Here is a 25,186-nt window from a genome sequence, read left to right as displayed (position 1 = left end):
GTTCCGGCGGCGTCAGGCCAGCTGCGCGCGGCGCTCCGCGAGCTGGTCGAAGGTCGCGAACGACTCGGCGATCGGGCTGCCGGTGAAGTGGCCGACCCAACCGTCGTCGTCGTGGAAGAAGCGCACGCTGACGTAGTGGGGGGACGTGCCCATGTCGAACCAGTGCGTGGTGTTCGCCGGCACCGAGATGAGGTCGCCCGCCTCGCAGTAGACCGCGTGCACCTTCTCGTTCGCGTGCAGGTAGAACACGCCCGCCCCCTTGGCGAAGTAGCGGTCCTCGTCGTCGTCGTGCGCGTGCTCCGAGAGGAACTTCTCACGGAACGGCGTCTTCAGCTCGTCGTAGTCGGCCTGCGCGGGGTCGAGGGCGACGACGTCGACGAGGGTGTACCCCTCGCGCTCCTTGACCTCTCCGATCTCGTCGGCGTACAGGGCGAGCACCTCGTCCTGCGAGGCGCCGGGGGCGACGTCCTTGACCTCCCAGCGCGAGAAGCGCGCGCCGAGCTCGGCCAGCGCCTCGCGGATCTCGGCCTCGTCGGTGGTCTCGAGCACGGGCGTGCTCGGGTCGGTCTCTTTCCAGACGGTCAGCAGGGTCATGGCCGCTCCTTTCGTGGGGTGTTCGGTGGGGTGGATGCCGGGCTCAGCGCGTCGCGACGGCGAAGCGCAGCAGCCACTCGGTGATCTCGAGGTGGCGACGCGCCGCGGCCACATCGCTGCCCCAGGCGTACATGCCGTGGTTCGCCACGATGAGGGCGGGGACCTCCGGCACCTCGGGGGTGGCGGGGCGGTACACCTCGTCGAACCAGCCAGCTTCGACGGTCATGTCCTGGTGGTTGCGGATGACGGGGATCGTCACGGTCTCGTGGTCCGCGAGGTGCCCGATGCCCTTGAGCATCTCCATGTCGCGGATCTCCACGCCGCCCGGCCAGCGGTGCCCGGCGACGACCGCGTCGAACGCGTGCACGTGGAACACCGCGTTCGCTCCGGTTCGCGCGGCGATATGGGCGTGCAGCCCGGATTCGGCCGACGGGGGACGATGGTCGTCGGGGTCGATCGCCCGGCCGTCGGCGTCGATGAGCACGACGTCGGCATCGGTGAGCAGCGACTTGTCGAGGCCCGAGGCGGTGACGGCCAGCACGAGCGGGTCGCGCTCGACGACCACGGAGAGGTTGCCCGAGGTGCCGCGCATCCAGCCGTATCCCGAGAAGCGGGAGGCTTCGGCGGCCAGGGCGGCACCGGCCTCGCGGACGCGGTCGAGGGAGGGGAGCGCGGTCATCGGGTCACCTCGATCTCGTCGAAGGATGCCACGGCGGGCGCGGCGAAGTCGGCCCCGGCCCACGGCTCGCCCGCGCGGTCGAGGGCGATCACCTGCCAGCCGGCCGCGAGGGCGGCCGAGACCTCGTCGGGGTGGTCGGTGAGGAAGAGGGCGCGTTCGGGGGCGACGCCGAGGGCGGCGGCGATGGTGTCGAACGACGCGCTCTCCTTCTTCGGGCCGGCCTTGACGGTGTCGAAGAAGTCCTCGACGAGCGGGGTCAGGTCCCCCTGCGGCGCGTGGCGGAACCACGGCACCTGCGAGGCGACGGAGCCGGACGAGTACACGGCGAGGCGGATGCCGGCCTCGTGCCACGCGTGAAGACGCGGGGGCACGTCGTCGAAGAACTGGGAGTGGATCTCGCCCGCGGCGAATCCCTCGGCCCAGATGATGCCCTGCAGGGTCTTGAGCGGGGTCGACTTGACGTCCTGCGCCATGAGGCCGCGCAGCGCCTCCGCGATCTCGGCGTCGGAGGCATCGGCATCCAGGCCCGTCTCGGAGATCGCGTCGGCGCGGGCGTCGCGCACGGTGTCGTCATCGCGGCCGAGCACCTCGTCGAGGCGCGGGCGGGCGTAGTCGTAGAGGTCGCCGAGGATGAAGCCGGCGGCCGAGGTGGTGCCTTCGATGTCGAGCACGACGACGTCGGCGGTGGCGGAGATGGTCACGGGGAGTTCTCTCTTTCGGGGGCGGGGGAGAGGAAGGATGCCACGGCGGCCGCGGCGAGGCGGGAGTGCTCGACGACCACGTCGTCGGAGGCTCCGGCGATGTGCGGCGTCAGCGTGACGTTCGGCAGGCGCAGCAGCTCGTCGTCGCTGGCCAGCGGCTCGTCGTGGAACACGTCGAAGCCGGCGCCGGCGATGCGCCGCTCACGGAGCACCTCGAGCAGCGCGTCGCGGTCGACGAGGGCCGCGCGCCCGGCGTTGACGAGGTACGCGTCGGGGCGGAGGAGGGCGAGCTCGCGCGCGCCGATCAGCCCGGTCGTCTCCGGGGTGAGCGGCACATGCAGCGTGACGATGTCGCTCGAGGAGAGCAGGTCGTCGAGGTCGAGGTGCGCCACGTCGTCACCGAGGGCGCCCGGGGCGAGGAAGGGGTCGTAGACCGCGATGCGCATGCCGAAGCCCTGCGCGCGGCGCACCACGCGTCGACCGACCGCACCGCCGCCCACGACGCCCAGCTGTCGCCCCGACAGGCCGATGCCGCGGAACCGCGCGTAGGGCTCGAACACGTCGTCCGTGCTCCAGTTGCCTTCGCGCAGCCACGCCGAGGCGGCGGGCACGTGACGCACGGTCGCGAGCAGCAGCGCGAGGGTGAAATCGGCGGTGACATCGGCGTTGCGACCCGGAGTGGTGCGCACCTCGACCCCGCGGGCGGCGCAGGCGGCCAGGTCGACGTTGGCGGGGTTGGCGCGGCAGGCGACGACCAGCGACAGACGCGGAGCCGCAGCAAGCGCCGCCTCGTCGATGCGGTCGAGCTCGGCGATGACGACGTCGGCGTCGGCGAGGATCTCGGCGAAGACGGGGTCGGCGGCCGCGCGCGCTGCAAGCGACTGCCCCGTCTCGGCCTCGGTCGCCGTGACGACCTCGCCCGGCAGGTCGGCGGAGATACGCGGATCGAAGGGGGCGGTGATGACGATGCGGGTCACGCGGGGGTCCTCTCGGGCGCGGGGACGTCGACGACGGCGGCGTCGAGGTGGGCAGCGGAGGCTGCGGCGTCGACGCGCTCCGCGGCGATGACGGACTCATTGGGCGTCGGCGCTCCGACTCCGTCGGCGTTCGCGGCCGTTCGCCCGAGCGCCCGCAGGGCCGGCCACTCGGGGCGCAGTGCCGCGCGCACCCGTGCGAACACATCGCGCGCCGCCGAGAGCGCGGGCGACGCGCGAGGTGCGAATTCGACGCTGCCGACGGGGAACACCCGCACCGCCGCCTCGAGGTCGGGGGCCAGGCCCGCCGCGACCACCGCGAGCGTGGCCGCTCCGCGCGCCCCGACCTCGGGGTCGGCGGTGCGGACGATCGTCCGCTGCGACACGTCGGCCAGCAGCTGGCACATCAGGTCGCTGCGCGCTCCGCCGCCGCACACCGGGACGCGATCTCCCGCGTCGAGGAGATCGAGGCACTCGGCCACCGAGAAGGCGAGTCCCTCGAAGACGCTCCGCAGCAGCTGCGCGGGGGTGGTCGCGACAGTGGTCCCGACCCAGGATGCCGAAGCCGCGGCGTCCACGAACGGTGCGCGCTCGCCGCTCGGCGAGCCGTATGGGAGATACACGACGCCGCCGCTGCCGTCGGGCGCGGTGCGCGCGAGACGCTCGAGCTCACTCCACCCGCGGTCGGACAGGCCCAGCGTGTCGCGCGCCCAGTCGAGATTGGGCGTGCCGACCATCGACGACAGCGCCTCGAGCACCTGGGTGCCGCGCCCGGTGGGAATGAGGATGCCGATGCCGCTGTCGGCCGCCGCCCGGTCGACGCGGTTGACGGCCACCGTGGCGGTCGTGCCGAGCACGACCCAGCCGTCCTGATCGGAGAGGGCGCCGAGACCCACGGGGCACGCGGCGGAGTCGACGAGCCCGACCGCGACGGGGACGCCGGCGCGCAGCCCGAGTTCGTCGGCGGCGGACGCGGTGAGGGCGCCGCCGCGCTCGTGCGGGGCGCGGACGGGAGCGAGCAGATGCGCGAAGCGGCGGTGGCCGAGCGCGTCGATCATGTCGTCGGAGTAGGCCAGGGTGGCGGGGTCGAGGTAGGTGCGCGACGCCTCGGAGGGGTCTGTCGCGATCTCGCCGGTGAGACGCTGGCGCACGGCGTCTTTGCAGTTGAGGTGGTGCGCGGCACGGGCGAGCACGTCCGGCTCGGTATCGGCGAAGACGTCGAGCAGCACCGGAAGGGTGCCGGGGAAGCTCGCCGATCCGGTCGCGGAGACGACCGCGGCATCCCGTCCGTCGTGCTGCCACGCCGTGACCCGGTCGGCGCCTCGACCGTCGAGCCACAGCGCTGCCGGACGCACGGGACGACCCTCGGCATCGACGAGCCACGCGCCGTCGCCCTGGCCGGTCACGCCGACGGCGACGACATCGGGACCCGCGCTGCGGGCCTGTGAGAGAGCCTGCCGGACGGCGCCGACCACGGCCTCCCACACCAGGTCGATGTCGCTCTCGGCCCCGCCGTCGGCGGTGCGCACGACGGCGACCGAGCGATGCCCGGCGGCGAGGGTCTCCCCCTCGAGCGAGTACAGCACGGCCTTGACCGCCGTGGTGCCGGCGTCGATGCCGAGCACGGCGGGGGTCATGCCCCGCCTCCCGGAGTGGTGTCGCCGAGCGTCGAACGCGTCGCCGTCGCGGCTCCGGCCGGCGCGACGTCTTGTGCGGGGGCGCCGTGCGGGCGCTTCGCCGCGGGCTTGCGCTCGGCGGCCGCCCGCGCGCGCTGCGCGACGGTGTAGGCCAGCACGAGCGCGACCAGCAGCACCACGCCCTGTACCGCCGCCTTGACGTTGAAGTCGAGACCGAGCAGGTCGAGCCCGTTGGCCAGCACGCCGAGGAACAGCACCCCCACGACCGTGCCGGGCACGTTCGGGCGCGAGCGCGGGTGCATCGACGCGCCGATGAACACCGCGGCGATGGCGTCGAGCAGGTAGCTGAACCCCGCGAGCGGGGTGTACAGCCGCAACGACGCGCTGAGCAGGATGCCGCCCGCGGCGCACAGCACTCCGGCACCGATGTAGACGAGCACGCGGATGCGGCGGGTGCGCAGCCCCGCGACGACGGCCGCGCGATCCTGCAGGCCCATCGCCTGGATGCGCACGCCCGCCGGCGTGCGGTGGAGCAGGATGCCGATCCCCACCGCGGCGATCGCGGCGATGATCACCGGCACGCCGATCCCCAGCACATCCCCCGAGCCGAGGAAGGTGAAGCCCTCGGGTGCGGCGCGGAAGCTGACGCTGGCGCCGCCGTTCGTGCCGATCTGCTGGGCGCTGCGGCCGATGAAGAACGTGCCGAGGGTCGCGAGGAAGGGCGTGACGCCGAGTCCCACGATGAGGAACGCGTTCAGCGCACCGATGAGCGCCCCGCCGAGCAGACCGAGCAGGACGGCCACCGGCCACGGCATCCCGAACGACATCATCGACACGATCGCGAACCACGCGCCGAAGTCGACGGCCACGGCGGCCGACAGGTCGATGCCGCCGGAGGACACCACCACGGTGAGGGCGAGGGCCACGAGCACCAGGATGGCGACGCCGTCGAGCACGTTGAGCAGATTGCTGGGACGAAGGAACGCGTCGCTCGCGACCGAGAAGAACACGATCAGCAGCGCGAAGGCGGCGACGAAGCCGTAACGGGTGACGGTCGCCGCCGCGGAGCCGGCGACGCCGGACCACCGCGGGCGGGGTGCGGGGATGCTCACGCGCGGGCCTCCTCGTTCTTCCGGGCAGCGGCGGCGGCCACCACGAGCAGGATCAGCACGCCTTTGAAGCCGTCGACCCACGCGTTCGCGACGCGAGACAGGATCAGGCCGTTCGACAGGAGGGCGACGAACAGGGCGCCCAGCACGGACCCGAAGACGGTGACCGTGCCGCGCCGCGTGAAGGCCGCGCCCAGGAACGTCGCGAGCACCATGTCGACCATGAGCCGCTCGTCGATCCCGGGGCTGCTGCCGGAGCCCCGCGCGATGAGCAGCAGGGAGCTGAGGCCGGCGACCGCGCCCGCGATGACGAACGTCGACATGATGTAGCGCCGGGTCGGGATGCCGGCGAAGGTCGCGGCATCCCGATTCCCGCCGACGGCCTGCAGACGGAGGCCGTACGGCGTGCGCGCCATGACGAAGACGAGCACGGCGGCGACGAGGAGCATGAGCACCGCGGCCAGGGGGATGCCCGCGACGCGGGTGTCGCGCACCGCCACGACGAGGGGATCGGCCACATCGATGCGGCGATTGCCGCTGACCACGCGCGTGATGCCGACGACGGCGACGTAGACGGCGAGCGTCGCGAGGATCGACGACAGCCCCACCCACCCGACGAGGACGGCGTTGAGCAGGCCGAACGCCGTGGTGACCAGGATGCCGAGGGTGAAGGCGAGCGCGAACGGGGTGCCGAAGGTGGTCAGCTGGTCGCTCACGATCGCGGTGGCGAGCGCCGCGGTCGCGGGGATCGACAGGTCGATGCCGCCGACCACGACGTCGTCGCCGCCGCCGATCACGACGATGGCGAGCCCCATCGCCACGAGGGCCACGGGGGCGGCCTGCGTGAGGCTCGCCGTCACGTTGGCGACGCCGAGGAAGCCCTTCGCCGTGACGGCGAGGTACACGGTCATCGCGAGCACGACCAGCAGCGGGCCGCGGCGGGCCAGCAGGCTGCGCACGCGCGGGACGAGGGCGGGGCGCTCGATGATCGCTGCGCTCACGCGGCACGTCCTTCGCTCGGTCGGGCACCGCTTCCGGTGATGAGGGCGTTCACGCGGCATCCCCCTCCGCTCGCTCGTTCGTGCTTCCGGTGACGAGGGCACTGAGATGCGCGAGGGTGAGCCCCTCGGTCGTCACCTCGTGGGCCACGCGCCCGCGCTCGAGGACGACGACGCGGTCGCTCAGGCCGAGGACCTCGGCCGGGTCGGTCGAGACGACCACCACCGCGGTCCCGGATTCCGCGAGCTCGGACAGCAGGCGGTAGATCTCCTGCTTCGCGCCGATGTCGACGCCCACGGTGGGCTCGTCGAGCACGATCACGCGGGCACCCGCGGCGAGGCTGCGGCCCAGCACGACCTTCTGCTGATTACCCCCGCTCAGCAGGCGCGTCTGCACGCTCGTGTCACGCGGCCGGATGTCGAGACGATCGGCCAGCTCGGCGGCGCGAGACCGGGACGCGGCGTCATCGAGCAGCCCCGCCCGGGTCGCCTCGGCGAGGGTCGAGAGCGTGAGGTTGCGCTGCGTCGAGAAGTCGAGCACGACACCGTCGTGGCGGCGATCGCGCGGAACGAGCACCACTCCCGCCTCGAGAGCTGCGGCGGGGCTCGACGGCCGGAACCGGCGCGCGTCGAGCGAGAGGTCGCCGGTGTGACGGTGGAGGCCGACCAGGGCCTCGGCCAGTTCCGACGCCCCCGAGCCGAGCAGTCCCGTGACCCCGAGGATCTCTCCGGGGCGCACATCGAGGTCGACGCCGTGCACGGCAGACCCGACGCGCAGGCCACGGGCGCGCAGGACCGGCTCGGCGGTGACGGCGGGGCGACGGGCGGGATAGAGGTCGTCGATCTCGCGCCCGATCATCAGGCGGATCATCTCGCGGCCACTGTCGGGGCCCATCGCGTCGATGCGTCCGACGTCGAGCCCGCCGCGGAGCACCGTCACGCGGTCGCAGATGCGGGTGACCTCGCCGAGGTAGTGCGAGATGTACAGGCTCGAGATGCCGCGGTCGCGCAGGCGCCCGATGATCGCGAGCAGCTGCTCCGCCTCCGCGCTGGCGAGAGGGGCGGTGGGCTCGTCGAAGACGATGAGGCGCGCGTCATCGTCCACGAGCGCGCGAGCGACCTGCACCAGTTTGCGCTCGGCGGGACCGAGGTCGCGCACGAGTCGAGCGGGCGAGAGGCGGATGCCCAGCACCTCGTGGAGCACCTCGGCGACGCGGGCCTTCATCGCTCGAGCCCGCAGCAGCCCGCGCGCGCTCTGCTCGTTGCCGAGCCAGATGTTCTCGGCCACCGTCATGTCGGGGACGAGCTGGAGCTCCTGATGCACGAAGCGGATGCCGGCGGCGTGCGCGTCGGCGGACGTGAGACGCCCGGCATCCGCGCCGTCGATCGCGACCGCGCCGCCGTCGCGCTCGTAGATCCCGGCGAGGATCTTGATGAGTGTGGACTTGCCCGCGCCGTTCTCGCCGACCAGGCCGTGCACCTCGCCCGGACGCACGTCGATCGAGGCGCCCCGGAGGGCCGGGACGCCCGCGAACGCCTTCGTGACGCCGGTCATCTGCAGGACCGGCGTCACGAGGGGGGAGGAGCTGATGGTCACTGGGTGTAGCCCAGCTCCTTCGAGACCTTCTTCGCCTCGTCGGGGCCGGCGACCGGGATGGTGTCGACGTAGCTGACCTTCTCGACCTCCTCACCGAGGAAGTACTTGCCGACGTTGTCGGCCGAGATCGTCGCGATCTTGCGCGGCAGCTGCGCGATGTTGCCGACGAACGGGCTGTTGGGCTCGCTCATGATCTCGAGGGTGTCGGGGCCGGCGTCGAAGGCCGTGACCTTGACGTCGGTGCGGCCCGAGTCCTCGATCGCCTGCACGACACCGATCGCGGGCTGGTCCCAGCACGCGACGTGGATGTCCTGGATCGTGCCGACCGGGTACTTCTCCAGCAGCGCGAGCGTCTGCTGACGCGCGTCATCGGGAGCGTTGGCGAACTGCTCCGCGAGCTCGGGCTCGATCAGTTTGATGTTCGGGTAGTTCGTCGACAGCTCGTTCTTCCACGCGTCGTAGCGCTCTCCGCAGAACGACAGGCTCGAGCCGAAGGCGTTGAAGACGGCGATGTTGCCCTCGCCGCCGAGGGCCTCACCGGTGATCTTGCCCAGGGCCGTGCCGCCGACCTGGTTGTCGGATTGGGCGTTGTTCACCGCGTACTCCGAGGCGTGGTCCACCCCGAAGACCGGGATTCCGGCGTCGTGCAGCTGCTGGAGCTTGGGGTCGACCGACGCGTCGCCGAGGATCGTGATCACGGCGTCGACGTTCTGCGCGAGGAAGATGTCGTGGTTCTGCGCGTGCAGGGTGTTGTCGCGGTTGCCGTCCGTGGTCAGCGGCGTGCCGCCGAGCTTGGTGACCTCGTCCACCGCGCCCTGGAACGCCTCGCGGTCCCAGAAGTGCTGCGTGCCGACGACGGCGATGCCGATCGTCTTCCCCGCGAGCGGCTGGTTCGGATCGACGCCGTCGCCGTTCGGGGCGGCGTCGCCTCCCGAGGAGACGGTGGTGCACCCGGCGAGGGCGAGGCCCGCCGCGACGACGAGCGCCGGGAGGGCGAAGAGGGACTTTCTCACGGTGGGCTCCTGTGGGGCCGGTGGGCGCTCGCGTCAGTGCGCGCGTCGCCGCGGATGCTGTGTGGGGACCGCCGGGCAGCGGTCTCTCGAATCGTAGGGAGGGGTCATGACGGCGTTCGACTCGGGCGTCACACGGTGAAATGAAGCCGTCACCGATGTGCCCCTCAGTAAGCTTCGCCCGTTCGCCCACCCGAGGAGACCCATGCCCCAGCCTGCCGCTCGCGTCGTCACCGTCGGACTCCACGTCGCCGACGTCCTCGGCCGCTACGTCGAGGCCATCCCGCCCGGACAGGGGCTCGCTCTGCTCGACGAGATCCGCCTCACCGTCGCCGGGACCGCGGCGGCCACCGCCGTCGATCTCGCGCGCCTCGGCGTCGCCGTCGCGACCGTCGGCGCCGTCGGCGACGATGCGCTGGGCGTGTTCCTGCGGTCGACGATGGCCGAGGAGGGCGTCGACGTCACCGGGCTCGCCGTCCGGCCTGAACGCCCTACCTCGGCGACGATGCTGCCGATCCGACGCGACGGAAGCCGCCCTGCGCTGCACGTCATCGGCTCGAACGCCGCGATCCGACCCGAGGACCTCGCTTCCCTCGATCTCGACGGCGTCGCCGTCCTCCACCTGGGCGGCTCTTGCCTGCTCCCGGGGATCGACGGACCGCCGAGCGTCGACCTGCTGCGTCGTGCACGCGAGGCCGGGATCGTGACGACGATGGATTTCATTCCGACCGGGGGTGCGGGCGATCGCGACGCGGTACTCCCGTGCCTGCCGTTCGTCGACTATCTGTTCCCGAGCGAGGAGGACGCCCTGTCGTTCGCCGGCACTCAGGCGCTCGACGAGGCCATCGCGTTCTACCTGGATGCCGGTGTGCAGACGCTCGTCATCACCCGAGGCGCCGCGGGGGTGAGCGTCAGCACGCGCGAGGAACGCGACATGCGCCTTCCGGCATATGCCGTCGACGTGGTCGACACGACCGGGTGCGGCGACGCGTTCAGCGCGGGGTTCATCTGGGGTCTGGTCAGCGGTGCGGGCGTCGTCGAGGCCGCCGAGCGCGGACTCGCCTGCGGAAGCCTCGTGGCGACGGGGCTGGGCTCCGACGCGGGCCTCCACTCGACGGCGGACGTCGCCCGGCTGCGGGTCGAGGGGGTCCGCGGAGCCGTGTGACGCGGCATCCGGTGCCGTCCCTCGGACGCGCGTCAGCCGGGCGCAACTCCGATTCGAGGCGAGGGATACCGCGTGTCGGCCGCACATCGCCGAAGTCGCTGGGGCTGCGCGCCGGCCTCGTGAGACAATGACCACGGCGTGCTCGGACCGACCTTTCCCCGCACGGCGCCGCAGCGATTCGATCGGCGCCTCCGGGTCGAAGGGCCACCGAGCCCCAGGACAGCGTCCGCCGCACCTTTCCTCCGAGGAGCAGAGATGTCCGCTACCCCCGCCACCGCCACCGAGGCCACGACCGAGCGCGTCCAGCAGCACCGCCGCTACCTCATGTGCAAGCCCTCGCACTTCACGGTGAGCTACAGCATCAACCCGTGGATGGAGCCCTCACGCCCCACCGACACGAATCTCGCCGTGCAGCAGTGGCAGGCGCTCTACGACACCTACATCGAGCTCGGCCACGAGATCGAGCTGATCGACCCGCTCGAGGGCCTGCCCGACATGGTCTACACGGCCAACGGCGGGTTCGTCATCGACGGGGTCGCGTACGGCCCCAAGTTCCGCTTCCGCGAGCGGGCCGCCGAGGCGCCCGCGTTCATCGACTGGTTCGCCGCCAACGGCTTCGAGGTCGCCGAGCCCGTCGAGGTCAACGAGGGCGAGGGCGACTTCCTGCTCGTCGGCGACACGATCCTCGCGGGCACCGGCTTCCGCTCGACGGGCGACAGCCACCGCGAGGTCGGCGAGGTGTTCTCGCGCGAGGTCGTGTCGCTGACGCTCACCGACCCGCGGTTCTACCACCTCGACACCGCGCTCGCCGTGCTCGACCCGGTCGAGGGCCCCGGCGGCGTGGACAAGGCGAACATCGCGTACCTGCCGAACGCCTTCGACGAGCACAGCCAGGCGATCCTGCGCGAGCGCTTCCCCGACGCCATCCGGGTCTCGGATGCCGACGGCTCGGTGTTCGGCCTCAACTCCGCCAGCGACGGGAAGAACGTCATCATCTCGCCGCGCGCGAAGGGCTTCGAGGCGCAGCTGCGCGAGCGCGGTTACACGCCCGTGCTCGTCGATCTGTCCGAGCTGCTGCTCGGCGGCGGCGGGATCAAGTGCTGCACGCTCGAACTGCGCGGGGGCACCCGATGAGCACCGCCGTCGACGACCTCGGCGCGCAGCTCATCGCCGCCGAGGGGGCGCACCTCGCACACAACTACCACCCGCTGCCGGTCGTCGCCGCGCGCGCCGAGGGGGTCTGGGTCACCGACGTCGAGGGCAAGCGCTACCTCGACCTGCTGTCGGCGTACTCCGCGCTGAACTTCGGTCACGGCCACCCGGCGATCCTCGCCGCCGCCCGCGAGCAGCTCGACCGGCTCACGCTCACGAGCCGCGCGTTCCACAACGACAAGCTCGGCCCCTTCGCCACGGCGCTCGCGCAGTTGTGCGGCAAAGACCTGGTCCTGCCGATGAACACCGGAGCCGAGGCCGTCGAGACCGGCATCAAGGTCGCGCGCGCCTGGGGTTACCGCACGAAGGGCATCGCCCCGGATGCCGCGACCATCATCGTCGCCACCGGCAACTTCCACGGTCGCACCACGACGATCGTCGGTTTCAGCGACGACCCCACCGCGCACGACGACTTCGGCCCGTACGCGCCCGGTTTCGTGCACGTGCCCTACGGAGACGCGGATGCCATCGCCGCCGCGATCGACGAGAACACCGCCGCGGTGCTCCTCGAGCCCATTCAGGGCGAGGCCGGCGTCGTCGTCCCGCCCGAAGGCTTCCTCCGTCGCGTGCGCGAGATCTGCACCGAGAACGACGTGCTCTTCATCGCCGACGAGATCCAGTCGGGTCTCGGCCGCGTCGGAGAGACGTTCGCGTGCGACCGAGAGGGCGTCGTGCCCGACGTGTACCTCCTCGGGAAGGCGCTGGGCGGCGGCATCCTGCCGGTGTCGGCGGTCGTCGCGAACGAAGACGTCCTCGGCGTCATCCGTCCCGGCGAGCACGGCTCGACGTTCGGCGGGAACCCGCTGGCCGCGGCCGTCGGCTTGCGCGTGGTCGAGATGCTGGCATCCGGGGAGTTCCAGACCCGCGCGAAGGCGCTGGGCGCGCACCTCGAGCAGAACCTGCGGACGCTCGTGGGCCAGGGCGTCACGGCCGTGCGCATCGCTGGGCTGTGGGCCGGTGTCGACATCGACCCCGCCGTGGGCACCGGTCGCGAGATCGCGGAGAAGCTGCTGGCCCGCGGCGTCCTGGTGAAGGACACGCACGGCCAGACGATCCGCATCGCGCCGCCGCTGACGATCCGCGCGACCGAACTCGATTGGGCCGTCGAGCAGCTCAAGCACGTGCTGGCGGCCTGACGGCGACGGCCCCCGCGCGATAAACGCTCGCTGCACCGATGAACGCTCGTTGCGAGCGTTTCCCAGTGCAGCGAGCGTTTATCGCGCACTTGCGCCCGCAGGAACGCGCCCGGCCGTCTGGCCGCGCGGTCGGCTCGGCGCTCATGCGACCGAGATCGTCGCCTCATCCCAGCCGGTCGCTCCGTCGGGGGCGGGAGGGGCCTGGTCGGACGTCTGCGTGCTGCCGTCGGCCGAGATCGCGCGGCAACGCGCGGTGTGCAGGCCGCTCGTCGCCTCCCACGGCAGGCTCCACTGCACCCACGTGTCGGCGGAGACGGCCGTCGCCAGCGTCGCCGGCTGCCACGGGCCGTCGTCGATCTGCACCTCGACACCGGCGACGCCGACGTGGTTGTGCCAGGCGACCCCGGCGATGACGGTCGAGCCGGGCTCCACGCGTGCACCCGCGCGGGGGACGTCGATGCGCGACTGCAGCTTCACCGGTCCGCGCTCCGACCATCCGCGCGGGGTCCAGTACCCCTCGGCGCGGTCGAAGCGCGTGACCTCGAGCTCGCTCACCCATTTCGTCGCGGAGACGTAGCCGTAGAGTCCCGGCACGACCATGCGCACGGGGAAGCCGTGCTCGATCGGCAGCGGTTCGCCGTTCATGCCGATCGCGAGCAGCGCGTCGCGGTCGTCGGTGAGCGCCTCCAGAGGACTGGATGCCGTGAACCCGTCGACGGAACGCGAGAGCACCATGTCGGCCTCGGCGGTCGGCTTCACCCGCGCGAGGATGTCGCGGATCGACACGCCGAGCCACCGCGCGGTGCCGATGAGCGAGCCGCCGACCTCGTTCGAGACGCAGACCAGGGTGGCCACGGTCTCCTTCTGGGGGAGGGCGACGAGGTCGTCCCAGCGCAGCACCACCTCCTGCTCGACGAGGCCGTGCACGCGCAGCGTCCAGGTCGCGGGATCGACCTGGGGCACGACGAGGGCGGTGTCGATGCGGTAGAAGTCCGCCGACGGCGTGATGACGGGGGAGAGGCCGTCGATGCCGAGGTCGGCGGCATCCGGAACCGTCGTCGTGGTCGCGGGCTGCGGCAGGCGCAGGGCGGAACGCACGGCGCTGATCGCCCGCGCCCCGCCGCTCAGCGCCACTGAGCCGAACGCGGCGAGGGCGCCGGCCATGACGGCGACGCCCGAGAGGGCGAGCACGCCGCGTCGGGTGACGCCGTCGTCAGCGGGGGCGGACGCTGCAGGGGAGACGGCGAGCGTGTCGGCATCCGTCGCCGGCGACCCTGCCGTCTCGTCCTGGGAGGACGTGGAGTCGGCGCGACGCGACGGCCGCCGAAGGCGTGCGATCAGCACGGCGCCGACGACGGACGCGACCGCACCCGCGACGATCGAGGGCACGGGCGACAGCATCACGGCGTCGACTCGGGTCAGCGAGACCACGGCGCCGGCGGCTCCCAGCGCGCCGAGGACGCTGCGGCCCCACGGGGGACGACGGAGCTCGACGACCCCGGCGACGGCGGCGACCGCGAGCAGGAGGAGTGCGATACCGACGAGCAGCGCGACTTTGTCGCCCGTGCCGAAGAGATCGATTGCGAGGTCTTTCGCCCAGGGCGGAGCGACGTCGATCATTCCGCCGCCGATGACGGCGAACGGGCTCGCGGAGGGGGCGACGACCGCCGCCGTCAGTTCTCCGACTCCCGCACCGAGGGCGGCGGCCGATACGGAGGCGACGATCGCGGCGAAGGTGCGAGGGCGGGACGGGGCGGGGCTCACGATCGGAGCCTAAAGAGAGCGCGGTGCCCCGGAGTCCGCAGCCCGTGAACTCACAGCGAACCGGCACGATCGATCCGTCCCACCGGGGCTTTGCATCGCCTGGGCGAGGTGTTCGTGATTCGGCCTTTCGTTATCGCATGGCGCCCGGTAGATTGCTTCCCGCCGTGTCGAACCGGTTCGACAATCGTTCGACACGACGGCCTGTCCCTGTGATGCGAAGGAGCATCGATGTCCCCCAGTGAAGACACCTCCCGCCGGTCGCGGAGGATCATGCGCGCCGCCGGCGCCGCCCTGGCCGCCGTGGCAGTGGTGACCGCGGTCAGCGCGGTCGTTCCCGCCACGGCCGCGGTCGGCGGCAACACCCTCTCGATCGACGCGAGCAAGGTCATCCGTCCGGCCACGCACGTCGCGTCCGGTGGCCTCTATGCGTTGGCCACCGACACCGTCCCCGATAAGAACGTGCTGTTGCCGCTGCGGCTGAATCAGCTCACGCAGCCGGCCCCCGGGGTCCAGCAGCTCGGGAACGGTGCCACCACGCCCAGCGGCGACGCGCTCAAGGTCGCTCCCACCGCGATCGCGACGGGTGCGCAGCAGACGATCCGCATGCCCGACATCTACCCCGACTGGCCCTACAAGTGGGTGAGCTGGGACGACTATCTCGGCAAGGTCCGCACGATGGTCCAGGCGCGGTTGGATGCAAAGAGCACGACGAACATCAACGGCTGGGAGCTGTGGAACGAGCCCGATGGCACGTGGAATACGTCGGCTGCGGGCAACTTCACCGACGGCTGGGCGAAGATCCACGCCGAGGTGCGCAAGCTCGACGGAGTCACCCCGATCGTGGGGCCCAGCATCCAGGGGTACAACCACGACTGGATGCTGAGCTTCCTCACCGCGGCGAAGAAATCCAACACCGTGCCCGACATCATCAGCTGGCACCAGTGGAACGCGGATGTGCTGCCGGGGCAGCTCGCCGATCTCCGCAAGATCGAGAGCTCTCTGGGCATCACCCCGCGCCCGGTCTCGATCAACGAGTACGCCTGGCCCGACCAGGTCGACGTGCCGTCGTCGTCGCTCCGCTACATCTCGACGTTCGAGCGCGAGACCGACGTGCGCGATGCCGAGCGCCCCTACTGGTTCGAGTCGGGAACGGTGAACGGCCTGCTGCACAACGGCCAGCCCACCGGTACCTACTGGCTCTACAAGTGGTACGGCGACATGACCGGCAACATCGTCTCGGTCACGCAGAACGGCGCGCAGGACGGGGTGGCTGCCCTCGACTCGACGCGGAAGATCCTCAACGCCGTCGTCGGCGGCGCAACCGGCAACAACTCCGTCTCGATCGCCGGTCTCGGCGGCTTCGGCAGCTCCGTGCAAGCCACCGTCAGTTACACGCCGGACTCGGGACGCTTCGCGAACGTGGCCGCGCCCACCACGGTGTGGTCGGGAACGCTGTCGGTGAGCAACGGCGCCATCAGCGTGCCGCTCACGGGTCAGGACCCGGCGGGTGCCTACCAGATTCTCGTGACGCCCACGACGGGACCGACCACGTCGTACCAGCAGACGTACGAGGCCGAGAACGCCAGCGTCTCGAACGCGATCCGCTACTCCTCGACGGCCGCGTCCAACGGCGGCTACGTCGGCGGCATCGACACCGTGGGCGATGCGCGCAACAACAGCTTCGTCGACTTCCAGGTGCAGGTGCCGGTGGCGGGCGACTACGCCCTGTCGATCCGGTACGCCAACGGCACGGGCTCGACCTCGACCCAGGGGCTCGCGTACAACGGGGGCGGCTGGACGACCGTGAGCTACCCGAGCACGGGCGGATGGGGTTCGACGGGGAAATTCGGTACGGTCAGCGGCCCGACGCTGAAACTGAACGCCGGATTCAACACCATCCGTCTCGCGAAGGGCTCGCCGTACTTCGCCGGCGGCAGCGGCTACGCGGAGCTGGACTCGATCACCGTGACGACGTCGGCATCCGTTCCCACCTGGACGGCGCCGGCGAACCCGCCCGCCGCGACCTTCGTCTCGCGCAAGGAAGCCGAATCGGCGACCATCGCGGGTGGGACGGCGTACTCGTCGGGCAACGCATCGAACGGTTCGTTCGTGGGCAGTCTCGACGCGAAGGACAGTGCGGTGACCTTCACCTTCGACGCCCCGTCGGCGGGCGCGTACACCCTCACCCTGGGTGCCGCCAACAGCGGCGGCTTCTTCCAGAACGGCACGCCGAGTGCCGTGGTCGCGGTGTCGGTCAACGGCGGGTCGGCCAATGACACCACCGTCCCGGTCACCGGACCCTGGGGGGCCAACGGTGGATTCTTCGCCGCCGTGACCACGACCGTGCAGTTGAACGCCGGATCCAACACGATCCGCGTCGGTCACAAGGACGGACAGAACTACGCCGAACTCGATTACGCGCAGGTGTCCAACCCGGCGGGGGCCGTCGTCCGCTGAGAAGGGAAGGGGTGGGTCGGGACATGTGCCCGGCCCACCCCTTCGTCGTCGGGCAGCCCCAGTGGCGCTGCCGTCAGCGTGGAAGATCGCCGCGACGCACGGCGTCACGCACGAGGACGAGATAGACCGCAGCGGTCCAGGTGTACGCGCGGTCACGCAGACCCTCCCCGGTCAGCGCGTCGAAGTTCTCGGCGAAGCCGCCTCGCTCGCAGAGCCGCCGGAAGCGCGCGGCGATGTCGTCCGCGACACCCGGATGCCCCGCCCGGCGCAGACCGTCTTCCAGCAGCATCGTCGACGGCGCCCAGATGGGTCCGCGCCAGTAGCCGTCGCTCTCGTAGCGCGTGCTGTCAGGTCGTTCCGTGGCCGGCCCCCACTGCGTGAGGAACGCCGCGACGCCCTCGGACAGAGCGTCGCGTGCCGCCGGAGGGAGGTGCTCGCCGGCGGCGATCGCCAACAGGGGCAGCAGGCTCGTGCGGTCCACGTCCTCGCCGTCGGCCACTCCGCGCGCGACGTAGCCGTCGCCACGCCAGAGTTCCGCGAGGCCCCCCGCGACATGATTCTGCTCCTCGCGCCACGGTGTCGCGTCATGACCGCACTCCTCGGCCAGGCGCGCGAGCGCATCGAGCTGCAGCAGGAGGAACGCGGCGAGGTCGGGCGACTCGATGAGCCGCGTCCGGTCGAACACCGTGGCGTTGTCCCACCCGCTGTCGTTGCCGTGCTGGTAATGCGCGAGCGCGCGACCGCGGACGCGCCGCTCCTCGAGCCAGAAGCGCGTCCAGCGGGCGAGCTTGTCGTAGACGTCGTCGCGCTCGCCCGCAGTGAGCGTGACGCCTTCCGCGCGGAGACGATCGAGCGCCCACCCGTGGATGGGGGGCTTGACGAAGTTGTAGAGCCGCTCGGAGTGGGCGATCGAGTCGGGCAGGGCACCTGTCTCGTCCTGGTGGTCGAACGGGGCCAGGAACTGGTCGAGCGCGAGCCGGGGCTCGGCCGGCGCGAGAGCGATCGCGTTGAAGCAGTGATCCCAGCTCCACACCTTGTCCATCCAGTGCTTCGACATGAGCACCGCCTCGCGTCGGAGGAACCCGGCGGGAGACACCGTCGCCGACCACAGCACGTAGGCCGCGCGCAGCGACGCGTCCCGCGTCGAGGACGGCACGTCGTGGTCGTCGGCCCACGGAGCGGTGCGGGTGGCGAAGGCGGCGAACTCGGTCGACACCTCGGCGACGCACGCGGCGAACGGGACGGATGCCGAGAACGGCGGGCGCGAGCTCTCGAACTCCTCGATCGCGATCTCCCAGTGATCTCCTCCGTCGGATGCCGAGACCGTGACGGCGCGCGTGGCTTCGCCCAGGCTCTCGGCGCCCTCCACGCGGAGCTCCCCTTCCAGAGCGGTCACGCGGTAACGGCATCCCGTCTCGTACGAGGTGAAGACGGCACTGCCGTCGCGAGGGTCGCGGAACAGATAGGTGCCGGTGAAGGGGGTGAGCTCGACCGCGGCCTCGGTGAGTCGGAGGGCCGCGGCGGCGTCGCCGCGCACACGGAGGGTGTCGGGGGCGGCGAACACGGCCTGGATGCTCGTAGGGCCGAGGGACCAGCGCACGCTCGCTGCGTCGGCGGCGACGTCCCACCTCTCCTGCGCGGGGTGGGCGTCGTCAGGGGTGGATGCCGACCGGGGTGAGAAGCCGATCACCGCGTGCATGCCGGTGCGGTGCGAGACGAGGTGCACGTCGTCGACGGTGCGGTGCGCGGCCACGACGGGGGAGAGGTTGATCCAGGATCCGCGACGGCTGAAGGGGATGTGCCGCAGATCGAAGGCGGGGATGAGGCTCGACATCGAGGTCTCCGGTTCATGAAGGGATTGAGTATTGCGAAGACTGCATCGCCATTGTACTGTCGAACCGGTTCGAATCGAACCCGTTCGATACAGACACACGCCGTCCAGCGAGGGACACTCGGAACACCACCGATTCATCCCTCCCGGGCGACGGACGCCCGGCGACAGAAAGGACGGCGACATGGTCAACATCGGCGATGTGGCGCGAGCCGCCGGAGTATCCCGGAGCACGGCTTCCTACGCCCTCTCGGGCAAACGCACGATCTCTCCCGCCGTGCGGCAGAACGTCGAGCGGGCCGTGCGCGAGCTGGGGTACACCCCCAACGCGGGCGCCCGCGCCCTGGCCACCTCCCGCACGAACGTGCTGGCCGTTCTGGGGCAGTTCTTCGACGACGAATTCGCGCCCGCCATGCTGCAGTACATCCTCGGCATCACCAACCGGGCCCGTGAGCTCGGCTTCGATACCCTGCTCGTCACCGAGAGCGACGGGGTCGGCGCGCTCACCCGCATCGCGGCCTCGCGCATGGTCGACGGTTTCGTGCTGCTGAACGTGGCCGAGTTCGACGAGCGTCTCGCCCCGCTCCGCGCGATCAGCCAGCCCGGCGCGCTGGTGGGGCTCCCCGGCGATCCGGCCGGGGTCGATGCGTTCGATCTCGACTTCGACGCCGCCGGTCGGCTCATGGTCGACCGCCTGCACGAGATGGGGCATCGCGAGCTCACGCTGGTGTCGCAGCCCGAGCACGTCGTCGAGCGCGGGGGCGCCTACGTCTGGCGGCTGGCCGATGCCGCCCGCGCGCGTGCCGACGAGCACGGCATCCGTCTGCATCACGTGTTCGGGTCGTCGCATCAGCCCGACATCGGTCGCGACCTGCACGCGGTACTCGACGCCCACCCTGACGCGACCGGACTGCTGCTCAACAACGAGGCCGCCGCCGCGGCGCTCCCCTCGGTGCTCGCCTCGCGCGGGCTGACCTCGCCCGCCGACCTCTCCGTCATCGGGCGCTACTCCGACGAATTCGCCCGCACGTTCTCGCTGCCCTTCAGCGCCATCGACAGCGCCGCCGATCTGCTGGGTCGGCGGGCCGTCGAACACCTCGTCTCCCGTGTGCGCTCCGACGCTCCCACGGACTCCCACGTCGTCGACTTGATCGCGCCCGTCATCGACGACCGCGGCAGCATCGCCGCACCCCCACCCCGCCGCTGAGGCGGCACCACACAGCTCTCACCCGAGCATGTTCGAGGAGGAACAATGAACACCAAGGTCCTGCGCCTTACCGCGGTCCTGGCCACGGCGACCGTCGCCGTTGGCGCGCTGGCCGGATGCTCCGGCGGTACCACCGGAGGCGACTCCGGCTCCGACGCGGCCGGCGGAACCTACACCTGGTGGGACCCGTACCCGCAGCACGCCGAGGACTCCGACTGGGCCAAGCGCGTGCAGGACTGCGGCACCGAGGCCGGTGTCACGATCCAGCGGACCGCCTACGACACCACCGCTCTGACGAACCAGGCACTGCTGTCCGCGCAGGACGGCACGTCGCCCGATGTCATCCTCATCGACAACCCCGCGGTGTCGACCCTGGCCGACACCGGCATGCTCTCGACCACCGACGACCTCGGTCTCGACACCTCGAGCATCGACGAGAACCTGCTCGCCGCGGGCGTACTCGACGGCAAGACCTACGGCATCCCCATCGGCGCCAACACGCTGGCGCTGTACTACAACGCCGACGTGCTCAAGGCAGCGGGCGTCGACCCCGCGTCCGTCACGGATTGGGCCTCGCTGGATGCCGCCCTGGCCAAGGTCTCGGCGGCCGGGAAGAAGGGCATCACCTTCTCGGGCATCAACACCGAAGAGGGCACCTTCCAGTTCCTCCCCTGGTTCTGGGGCGCCGGAGCCGATCTCACCGATCTGTCGTCGTCCGAGGCCGTCGACGCCGTGACCCTGTGGAAGAACTGGCTCGACAAGGGCTACGCCCCGAACTCGGTCATCACCAACTCGCAGAACACGGTGTGGGAGGAGTTCCTCACGGGCGACTTCGCGTTCGCGGAGAACGGCACCTGGCAGGTCAACAGTGCCGCCAAGGCGCCGTTCGCGACCGGCGTGATCGAGCTGCCGGCGAAGGACGGCGGGGCAGCCCCCGCGCCCACCGGCGGCGAGTTCATCGTCGCGCCCGTCCAGAAGGACACCGCACGCTATGAGACCACCCGCAAGATCATCGAGTGCATGACGACCCCGGAGGGCTTCGTCGACACGGCGAACACCTTCGCGTACTACATCCCGCCGACGGAAGAGGGCCAGAAGCAGCTCCTCAGCGAGCACGCCGACCTGAAGACGTGGGTCTCGGCCGTTCAGGCCGCGAAGGGTCGCACGAGCGACAACCTCGGCACCGACTACCCGCTCATCTCCGAGCAGCTGTGGACGGCGGTGCAGAACGTCCTCTCCGGCGCCCAGACGCCCGAACAGGCCCTCGACGCCGCGCAGGCCGCGGCGAAGTCGGCGACCGGTAAGTAACAGCGGCATCCACCGGTGTCCGGGGGAGCGGCCACGCTCCCCCGGACACCCCCGTCGAAAGAAGCATCGATGTCCTCATCGACCCTGCGCGAGCGTCCCCGCGCCGCAGACGACACCGTCGCCGTCACCGTCCCCCCTGCCCGGCACCGTCGCGCCCGACGCGATGGGTCGCCGTGGGTGGCCGCGGCGTTCGCCGCGCCGCTCGTGATCTACCTGGTCGTGTTCTACCTGTGGCCGCTCGTGCGCAGCATCGATCTGAGCGTCCACGACTACACGGTGCGGGCCTTCGTGCAGGGCGATGCGGCGTTCGTGGGCCTCGACAACTACCTTGCGGTGATCTCCTCGCCCACCTTCGGTCCGGCCCTCGCCAACACCGCGGTCTTCGTCGTGGTCTCGCTCGTCTTCCAGTACGCCATCGGCCTGGGGCTGGCCGTCTTCTTCCGCTCGCACTTCCCGCTCAGCGGCGTCCTACGGGGTCTGTTCCTCGTGCCGTGGCTCCTGCCGTTGATCGTCTCGGGCTCGACCTGGTCGTGGATGCTGAACAGCGACAACGGCATCGTGAACTCGTTCCTCGAGGCCTTCGGGATCGGCCAGATCAACTGGCTGACCTCCCCCGACACCGCGATGATCGCGGTCGTCATCGCGAACATCTGGCTCGGTATCCCGTTCAATCTCGTCATCCTGTACTCGGGTCTGCAGAACATCCCGACCGACCTGTACGAGGCGGCCTCGCTCGACGGTGCCGGACCGTGGCGGCAGTTCCGCAGCATCACGTTCCCGCTGCTGCGCCCCGTCTCGGCCATCACCCTGCTGCTCGGGCTCGTCTACACGCTCAAGGTCGTCGACATCATCTGGATCATGACGCGCGGCGGCCCCGCCGACGCGACCACCACCCTGGCCATCTGGTCCTACCGCGAGGCGTTCGGCACCGGTCAGCCCGACCTGTCGCCCGCGGCCGCCGTCGGCAACATCCTCATCGTCATCGCCCTCGTCTTCGGGTTCGTCTACCTGCGGGCCCAGCGTCGCCAGGAGAACTCATGATCGCCCGCCGCTCGTGGTGGAAGACGGGCCTCGGCCTCGTCTTCACCGCCCTGATGCTCTTCCCCGTCTATTGGATGCTCAACGTGTCGTTCACGAAGACGAGCGACCTGCGCGACAGCCCGCCGCACGTCTTCCCCTTCGACCCCACCGTCGAGGGCTACACCGCGGTGCTCAGTCAGCAGCTGCCCAACCTCGGGACGAGCCTGATCATCGGCCTCGGCTGCGTCGTGGTGACGGTCGTCATCGCGGCCCCGGCCGCGTACGCCATCGCTCTGCTGAACCTCCGTGGCGGGCGGACGCTGAACTTCGTGCTGCTGGTGGCGCAGATGATCCCCGCCGTCGTCATGGCGATGGGCTTCTATGCCATCTACGCCCGAGCGGGGCTGCTGAACAGCGTGCCCGGGCTCATCCTCGCCGACTCCACCGTGGCGGTGCCCTTCGGCGTGCTGCTGTTCGCGGCGTTCATGGGCGGCCTGCCGCGAGAATTGCTGCAGGCGGCGCGCATCGACGGTGCGGGCTCGTGGCGCACCTTCGTGTCGGTCGTGCTGCCCCTCAGCCGCAACTCCGTGCTGACGGTCGCCCTGTTCTCGTTCCTCTGGGCGTGGTCGGACTTCATCTTCGCCTCGACGTTGGCCCGCAACTCGGCGCTCAAGCCGATCACCCTGGGCATCTACGCCTACATCGGCAACAACACCACGCAGTGGAACGCCATCATGGCGACCGCCGCTGTGGCATCCATTCCCGCGGCGATCCTGCTCGTCGTGGCCCAGCGCTATGTGGCCGCCGGCGTGACCGCCGGGGCCGTCAAGGACTGACCCGTGGTTCTCGAACACGCTTCCACGGCGGTGACGCGCGCCGTCCCCGTCGCACCAGTCACTGCTCGCGCGCACGGGCTCGACGTCGCCGCCTTCCGCGTGGATGCCGAGGGCTTCTGGGGGCGCCGGCAAGCCGTCAACGCAGAGGCCACCCTCGCCCACTGCCTCGAGTGGATGGACCGTCTGGGCTGGCTCGCCAACTTCGACCGCGTGGCGGACGGCGGCCCCCTCGACGAGCGCACGGGGTGGGTGTTCTCGGACTCCGAGATCTACAAGCTGCTCGAGGCGATGGCCTGGGAGCTTGGACGCGCCCCCGATCCCGCTCTCGAAGCGACCTTCGGCGATCTGGTCGACCGGGTCGCGCGCGCCCAGGACGACGACGGCTACCTCGGCACGGCCTTCGGCCACCCCGGGCAGGCGCCGCGGTACAGCGACCTCTCCATGGGGCATGAGCTGTACAACATGGGCCACCTGCTGCAGGCCGCCGTCGCCCGCGCCCGCACAGGCGCACCCGACGATCGTCTGGTCGAGGTAGCCCGGCGGGCGGCCGACCACATCTGCCGGGAATTCGGCGCGGGCGCACGCGAGGGCGTGTGCGGTCACGCCGAGATCGAAGTGGCGCTCGCCGAAGCGGGGCGCGCGTTCGGCGAGCGTCGCTACCTCGAGCAGGCCCGGCTCTTCGTGGAGCGGCGCGGTCGCGGTTCCCTCCCGGTGCCGCCTTTGCAGTCGCCTGAGTATTTCCAGGACGATGTGCCCGTGCGCGAGGCGCACACCCTGCGCGGTCACGCCGTGCGGGCGTTGTACCTGTCGGCGGGGGCGGTCGACGTCGCCGTCGACACCGGCGACGACGAGTTGTTGGCGGCGCTCGAGCGCCAGTGGCGTCACACCGTCGCGCGGCGCACGTACCTGACCGGGGGCATGGGTTCGCGGCACCAGGACGAGGGATTCGGCGACGACTGGGAGCTGCCCGCCGACCGCGCGTACTGCGAGACCTGCGCCGGCGTGGCGTCGATCATGCTCGCGTGGCGGCTGTTCCTGCACACCGGCGACGTCGTGTATCCCGACCTCATCGAGCGCACGCTCTTCAATGTCGTCGCCACCTCCCCGGGTGACGACGGGCGCTCGTTCTTCTACGCCAACCCGCTGCACCAGCGGGAGGCGGGGGCGCTCGCGATCGACGGGGTGAACACCCGCGCCGAGGGGGGTGTGCGCGCCCCGTGGTTCGAGGTGTCGTGCTGCCCGACGAACGTCGCCCGCACGCTCGCCTCTCTCTCCGCGTACGCGCTGGCGTCGGATGACGAGGGTCTGATCGTGCTCCAGTACGCGGCCGGGGAGGTGGACGCCGACGGGTGGCGTCTGCGCATCGACACGCGTTACCCCGACGACGGCCGGGTGCGGATCACCGTCCGCGACGTCCCGGTCGGCGGTACACGCCTGCGGCTGCGGATCCCCTCCTGGGCAGACGGTGCCGTCGTCACGGTCGACGACGCTGGCCCCCTGGTCGCGGTGCCCGGATGGTTCGACGTCGATGACGTGATCCCGGGGACGACGGTCGAGCTCGACGTGCCCCTCCACCCCCGGCTGACCTTCCCGGACGATCGCATCGATGCCGTGCGCGGAGGCGTTGCGATCGAGCGCGGGCCACTCGTGCTGTGTCTGGAATCGATCGACCTACCCGCGGGCGTCTCGATCGACGAGGTGAGCATGAGTCCTGTGAGGCCGCAGTCGTTCGCCGACGGAGCGCGAGCCGAGGTCATACCGCGGCGGCGCGTCAGCGGATCGGAGACCCTGCCGTACACCGCTACGCCCCCTCGGGCGACCTCCGGACGCCCCTTCCCGGTGACCTTCGTCCCTTACCACCGATGGGCCGAGCGTGGGCCGACGGCGATGCGGGTCTTCGTACCCGTGCACGTTCTCGAGGAGGATCCCGCGGCGCCCTGACACACCCACG

General features: G+C 71.0%; 20 protein-coding genes. 9 read left to right on the top strand and 11 right to left on the bottom strand.

The window, feature by feature from the left end:
• Positions 1-12 precede the first annotated feature (12 nt).
• The 9 genes from ACFZA2_RS05320 to ACFZA2_RS05280 are packed head-to-tail and all read right to left on the bottom strand — an operon-like array spanning position 13 to position 9,302.
• Positions 13-594 (bottom strand): acireductone dioxygenase, encoded by a 582-nt coding sequence (locus ACFZA2_RS05320; RefSeq protein ID WP_391401632.1) that lies wholly within the window; start codon positions 592-594, stop codon positions 13-15.
• A 43-nt stretch (positions 595-637) separates the two neighbouring features.
• Complete coding sequence (gene mtnB, locus ACFZA2_RS05315; protein ID WP_391401629.1) at positions 638-1,273, bottom strand: methylthioribulose 1-phosphate dehydratase; 636 nt, start codon at positions 1,271-1,273, stop codon at positions 638-640.
• Entirely contained in the window at positions 1,270-1,974 is a 705-nt protein-coding gene (mtnC, locus tag ACFZA2_RS05310; RefSeq protein ID WP_391401626.1) for an acireductone synthase, read from the bottom strand. Before mtnC ends, mtnB begins: the two co-directional genes overlap by 4 nt.
• Positions 1,971-2,951, bottom strand: coding sequence for an NAD(P)-dependent oxidoreductase (locus ACFZA2_RS05305; protein ID WP_391401623.1), 981 nt, complete (start codon positions 2,949-2,951; stop codon positions 1,971-1,973). The genes mtnC and ACFZA2_RS05305 overlap by 4 nt, the downstream gene beginning before the upstream one ends.
• Positions 2,948-4,585 carry an FGGY family carbohydrate kinase gene (locus tag ACFZA2_RS05300; RefSeq protein WP_391401620.1) on the bottom strand — a complete coding sequence of 546 codons (1,638 nt, stop codon included), beginning with the start codon at positions 4,583-4,585 and terminating at the stop codon, positions 2,948-2,950. The genes ACFZA2_RS05305 and ACFZA2_RS05300 overlap by 4 nt, the downstream gene beginning before the upstream one ends.
• Positions 4,582-5,697, bottom strand: a complete 1,116-nt coding sequence (locus ACFZA2_RS05295; RefSeq protein ID WP_391401618.1) for an ABC transporter permease — start codon at positions 5,695-5,697, stop codon at positions 4,582-4,584. The genes ACFZA2_RS05300 and ACFZA2_RS05295 overlap by 4 nt, the downstream gene beginning before the upstream one ends.
• On the bottom strand, positions 5,694-6,695 hold the full coding sequence (locus ACFZA2_RS05290; RefSeq protein ID WP_391401615.1) for an ABC transporter permease: 1,002 nt from the start codon (positions 6,693-6,695) through the stop codon (positions 5,694-5,696). Before ACFZA2_RS05290 ends, ACFZA2_RS05295 begins: the two co-directional genes overlap by 4 nt.
• 49 nt (positions 6,696-6,744) lie before the next feature.
• Entirely contained in the window at positions 6,745-8,289 is a 1,545-nt protein-coding gene (locus tag ACFZA2_RS05285) for a sugar ABC transporter ATP-binding protein (protein WP_391401612.1), read from the bottom strand.
• A complete protein-coding gene (locus ACFZA2_RS05280) occupies positions 8,286-9,302 on the bottom strand; it encodes a sugar ABC transporter substrate-binding protein (protein WP_391401609.1) in 1,017 nt (338 codons plus the stop codon). The genes ACFZA2_RS05285 and ACFZA2_RS05280 overlap by 4 nt, the downstream gene beginning before the upstream one ends.
• A gap of 202 nt (positions 9,303-9,504) precedes the next feature.
• On the opposite strand from ACFZA2_RS05280, the gene ACFZA2_RS05275 reads away from it, so the two are divergent.
• The 3 genes from ACFZA2_RS05275 (at position 9,505) to rocD (ending at position 12,812) form a co-directional block, all read left to right on the top strand.
• Positions 9,505-10,464, top strand: a complete 960-nt coding sequence (locus tag ACFZA2_RS05275) for a carbohydrate kinase family protein (RefSeq protein WP_391401606.1) — start codon at positions 9,505-9,507, stop codon at positions 10,462-10,464.
• Between the two features lie 255 nt (positions 10,465-10,719).
• Complete coding sequence (ddaH, locus tag ACFZA2_RS05270) at positions 10,720-11,598, top strand: dimethylargininase (RefSeq protein ID WP_391401602.1); 879 nt, start codon at positions 10,720-10,722, stop codon at positions 11,596-11,598.
• The gene (gene rocD, locus ACFZA2_RS05265; RefSeq protein ID WP_391401599.1) at positions 11,595-12,812 is read left to right on the top strand and encodes an ornithine--oxo-acid transaminase; all 1,218 of its coding nucleotides are present in this window, start codon (positions 11,595-11,597) and stop codon (positions 12,810-12,812) included. Before ddaH ends, rocD begins: the two co-directional genes overlap by 4 nt.
• Positions 12,813-12,953: 141 nt before the next feature.
• On the opposite strand, the gene ACFZA2_RS05260 is transcribed toward rocD, so the two are convergent.
• Positions 12,954-14,576 (bottom strand): molybdopterin-dependent oxidoreductase, encoded by a 1,623-nt coding sequence (locus tag ACFZA2_RS05260; RefSeq protein WP_391401597.1) that lies wholly within the window; start codon positions 14,574-14,576, stop codon positions 12,954-12,956.
• Positions 14,577-14,804: 228 nt separating this feature from the next.
• Here ACFZA2_RS05260 and ACFZA2_RS05255 point away from each other — a divergent pair, with 228 nt between their 5' ends.
• On the top strand, positions 14,805-17,033 hold the full coding sequence (locus ACFZA2_RS05255) for a CBM35 domain-containing protein (RefSeq protein ID WP_391401594.1): 2,229 nt from the start codon (positions 14,805-14,807) through the stop codon (positions 17,031-17,033).
• Between the two features lie 73 nt (positions 17,034-17,106).
• On the opposite strand, the gene ACFZA2_RS05250 is transcribed toward ACFZA2_RS05255, so the two are convergent.
• A complete protein-coding gene (locus tag ACFZA2_RS05250) occupies positions 17,107-18,867 on the bottom strand; it encodes an amylo-alpha-1,6-glucosidase (RefSeq protein ID WP_391401591.1) in 1,761 nt (586 codons plus the stop codon).
• A 181-nt stretch (positions 18,868-19,048) separates the two neighbouring features.
• Here ACFZA2_RS05250 and ACFZA2_RS05245 point away from each other — a divergent pair, with 181 nt between their 5' ends.
• From ACFZA2_RS05245 to ACFZA2_RS05225, 5 genes are all read left to right on the top strand, one after another.
• Positions 19,049-20,071, top strand: coding sequence for a LacI family DNA-binding transcriptional regulator (locus ACFZA2_RS05245; RefSeq protein WP_391401588.1), 1,023 nt, complete (start codon positions 19,049-19,051; stop codon positions 20,069-20,071).
• Between the two features lie 45 nt (positions 20,072-20,116).
• Positions 20,117-21,379 carry an extracellular solute-binding protein gene (locus ACFZA2_RS05240; protein WP_391401586.1) on the top strand — a complete coding sequence of 421 codons (1,263 nt, stop codon included), beginning with the start codon at positions 20,117-20,119 and terminating at the stop codon, positions 21,377-21,379.
• Positions 21,380-21,448: 69 nt separating this feature from the next.
• Entirely contained in the window at positions 21,449-22,420 is a 972-nt protein-coding gene (locus ACFZA2_RS05235; protein ID WP_391401583.1) for a carbohydrate ABC transporter permease, read from the top strand.
• A complete protein-coding gene (locus ACFZA2_RS05230) occupies positions 22,417-23,235 on the top strand; it encodes a carbohydrate ABC transporter permease (protein WP_391401580.1) in 819 nt (272 codons plus the stop codon). The genes ACFZA2_RS05235 and ACFZA2_RS05230 overlap by 4 nt, the downstream gene beginning before the upstream one ends.
• Before the next feature lie 3 nt (positions 23,236-23,238).
• Positions 23,239-25,176: a glycoside hydrolase family 127 protein gene (locus ACFZA2_RS05225; protein WP_391401577.1), complete on the top strand. Its 1,938-nt coding sequence runs from the start codon at positions 23,239-23,241 to the stop codon at positions 25,174-25,176.
• Positions 25,177-25,186: the final 10 nt, after the last annotated feature.

Origin of the sequence: Microbacterium sp. NPDC007973, assembly GCF_042958465.1 — a bacterium.
Taxonomy (GTDB): Bacteria; Actinomycetota; Actinomycetes; order Actinomycetales; family Microbacteriaceae; genus Microbacterium; species Microbacterium galbum.
Note: the sequence above shows the minus strand (reverse complement) of the source record. Positions and strands in the feature narration are given on the sequence as shown.

Bases quoted from the DNA above. Each gene is read 5' to 3' on its own strand.
- ACFZA2_RS05320 (WP_391401632.1), bottom strand. From the start codon at position 594: ATGACCCTGCTGACCGTCTGGAAAGAGACCGACCCGAGCACGCCCGTG.
- mtnB (WP_391401629.1), bottom strand. From the start codon at position 1,273: ATGACCGCGCTCCCCTCCCTCGACCGCGTCCGCGAGGCCGGTGCCGCC.
- ACFZA2_RS05300 (WP_391401620.1), bottom strand. From the start codon at position 4,585: ATGACCCCCGCCGTGCTCGGCATCGACGCCGGCACCACGGCGGTCAAG.
- ACFZA2_RS05275 (WP_391401606.1), top strand. From the start codon at position 9,505: ATGCCCCAGCCTGCCGCTCGCGTCGTCACCGTCGGACTCCACGTCGCC.
- ddaH (WP_391401602.1), top strand. From the start codon at position 10,720: ATGTCCGCTACCCCCGCCACCGCCACCGAGGCCACGACCGAGCGCGTC.
- rocD (WP_391401599.1), top strand. From the start codon at position 11,595: ATGAGCACCGCCGTCGACGACCTCGGCGCGCAGCTCATCGCCGCCGAG.
- ACFZA2_RS05255 (WP_391401594.1), top strand. From the start codon at position 14,805: ATGTCCCCCAGTGAAGACACCTCCCGCCGGTCGCGGAGGATCATGCGC.
- ACFZA2_RS05250 (WP_391401591.1), bottom strand. From the start codon at position 18,867: ATGTCGAGCCTCATCCCCGCCTTCGATCTGCGGCACATCCCCTTCAGC.
- ACFZA2_RS05245 (WP_391401588.1), top strand. From the start codon at position 19,049: ATGGTCAACATCGGCGATGTGGCGCGAGCCGCCGGAGTATCCCGGAGC.
- ACFZA2_RS05240 (WP_391401586.1), top strand. From the start codon at position 20,117: ATGAACACCAAGGTCCTGCGCCTTACCGCGGTCCTGGCCACGGCGACC.
- ACFZA2_RS05235 (WP_391401583.1), top strand. From the start codon at position 21,449: ATGTCCTCATCGACCCTGCGCGAGCGTCCCCGCGCCGCAGACGACACC.
- ACFZA2_RS05230 (WP_391401580.1), top strand. From the start codon at position 22,417: ATGATCGCCCGCCGCTCGTGGTGGAAGACGGGCCTCGGCCTCGTCTTC.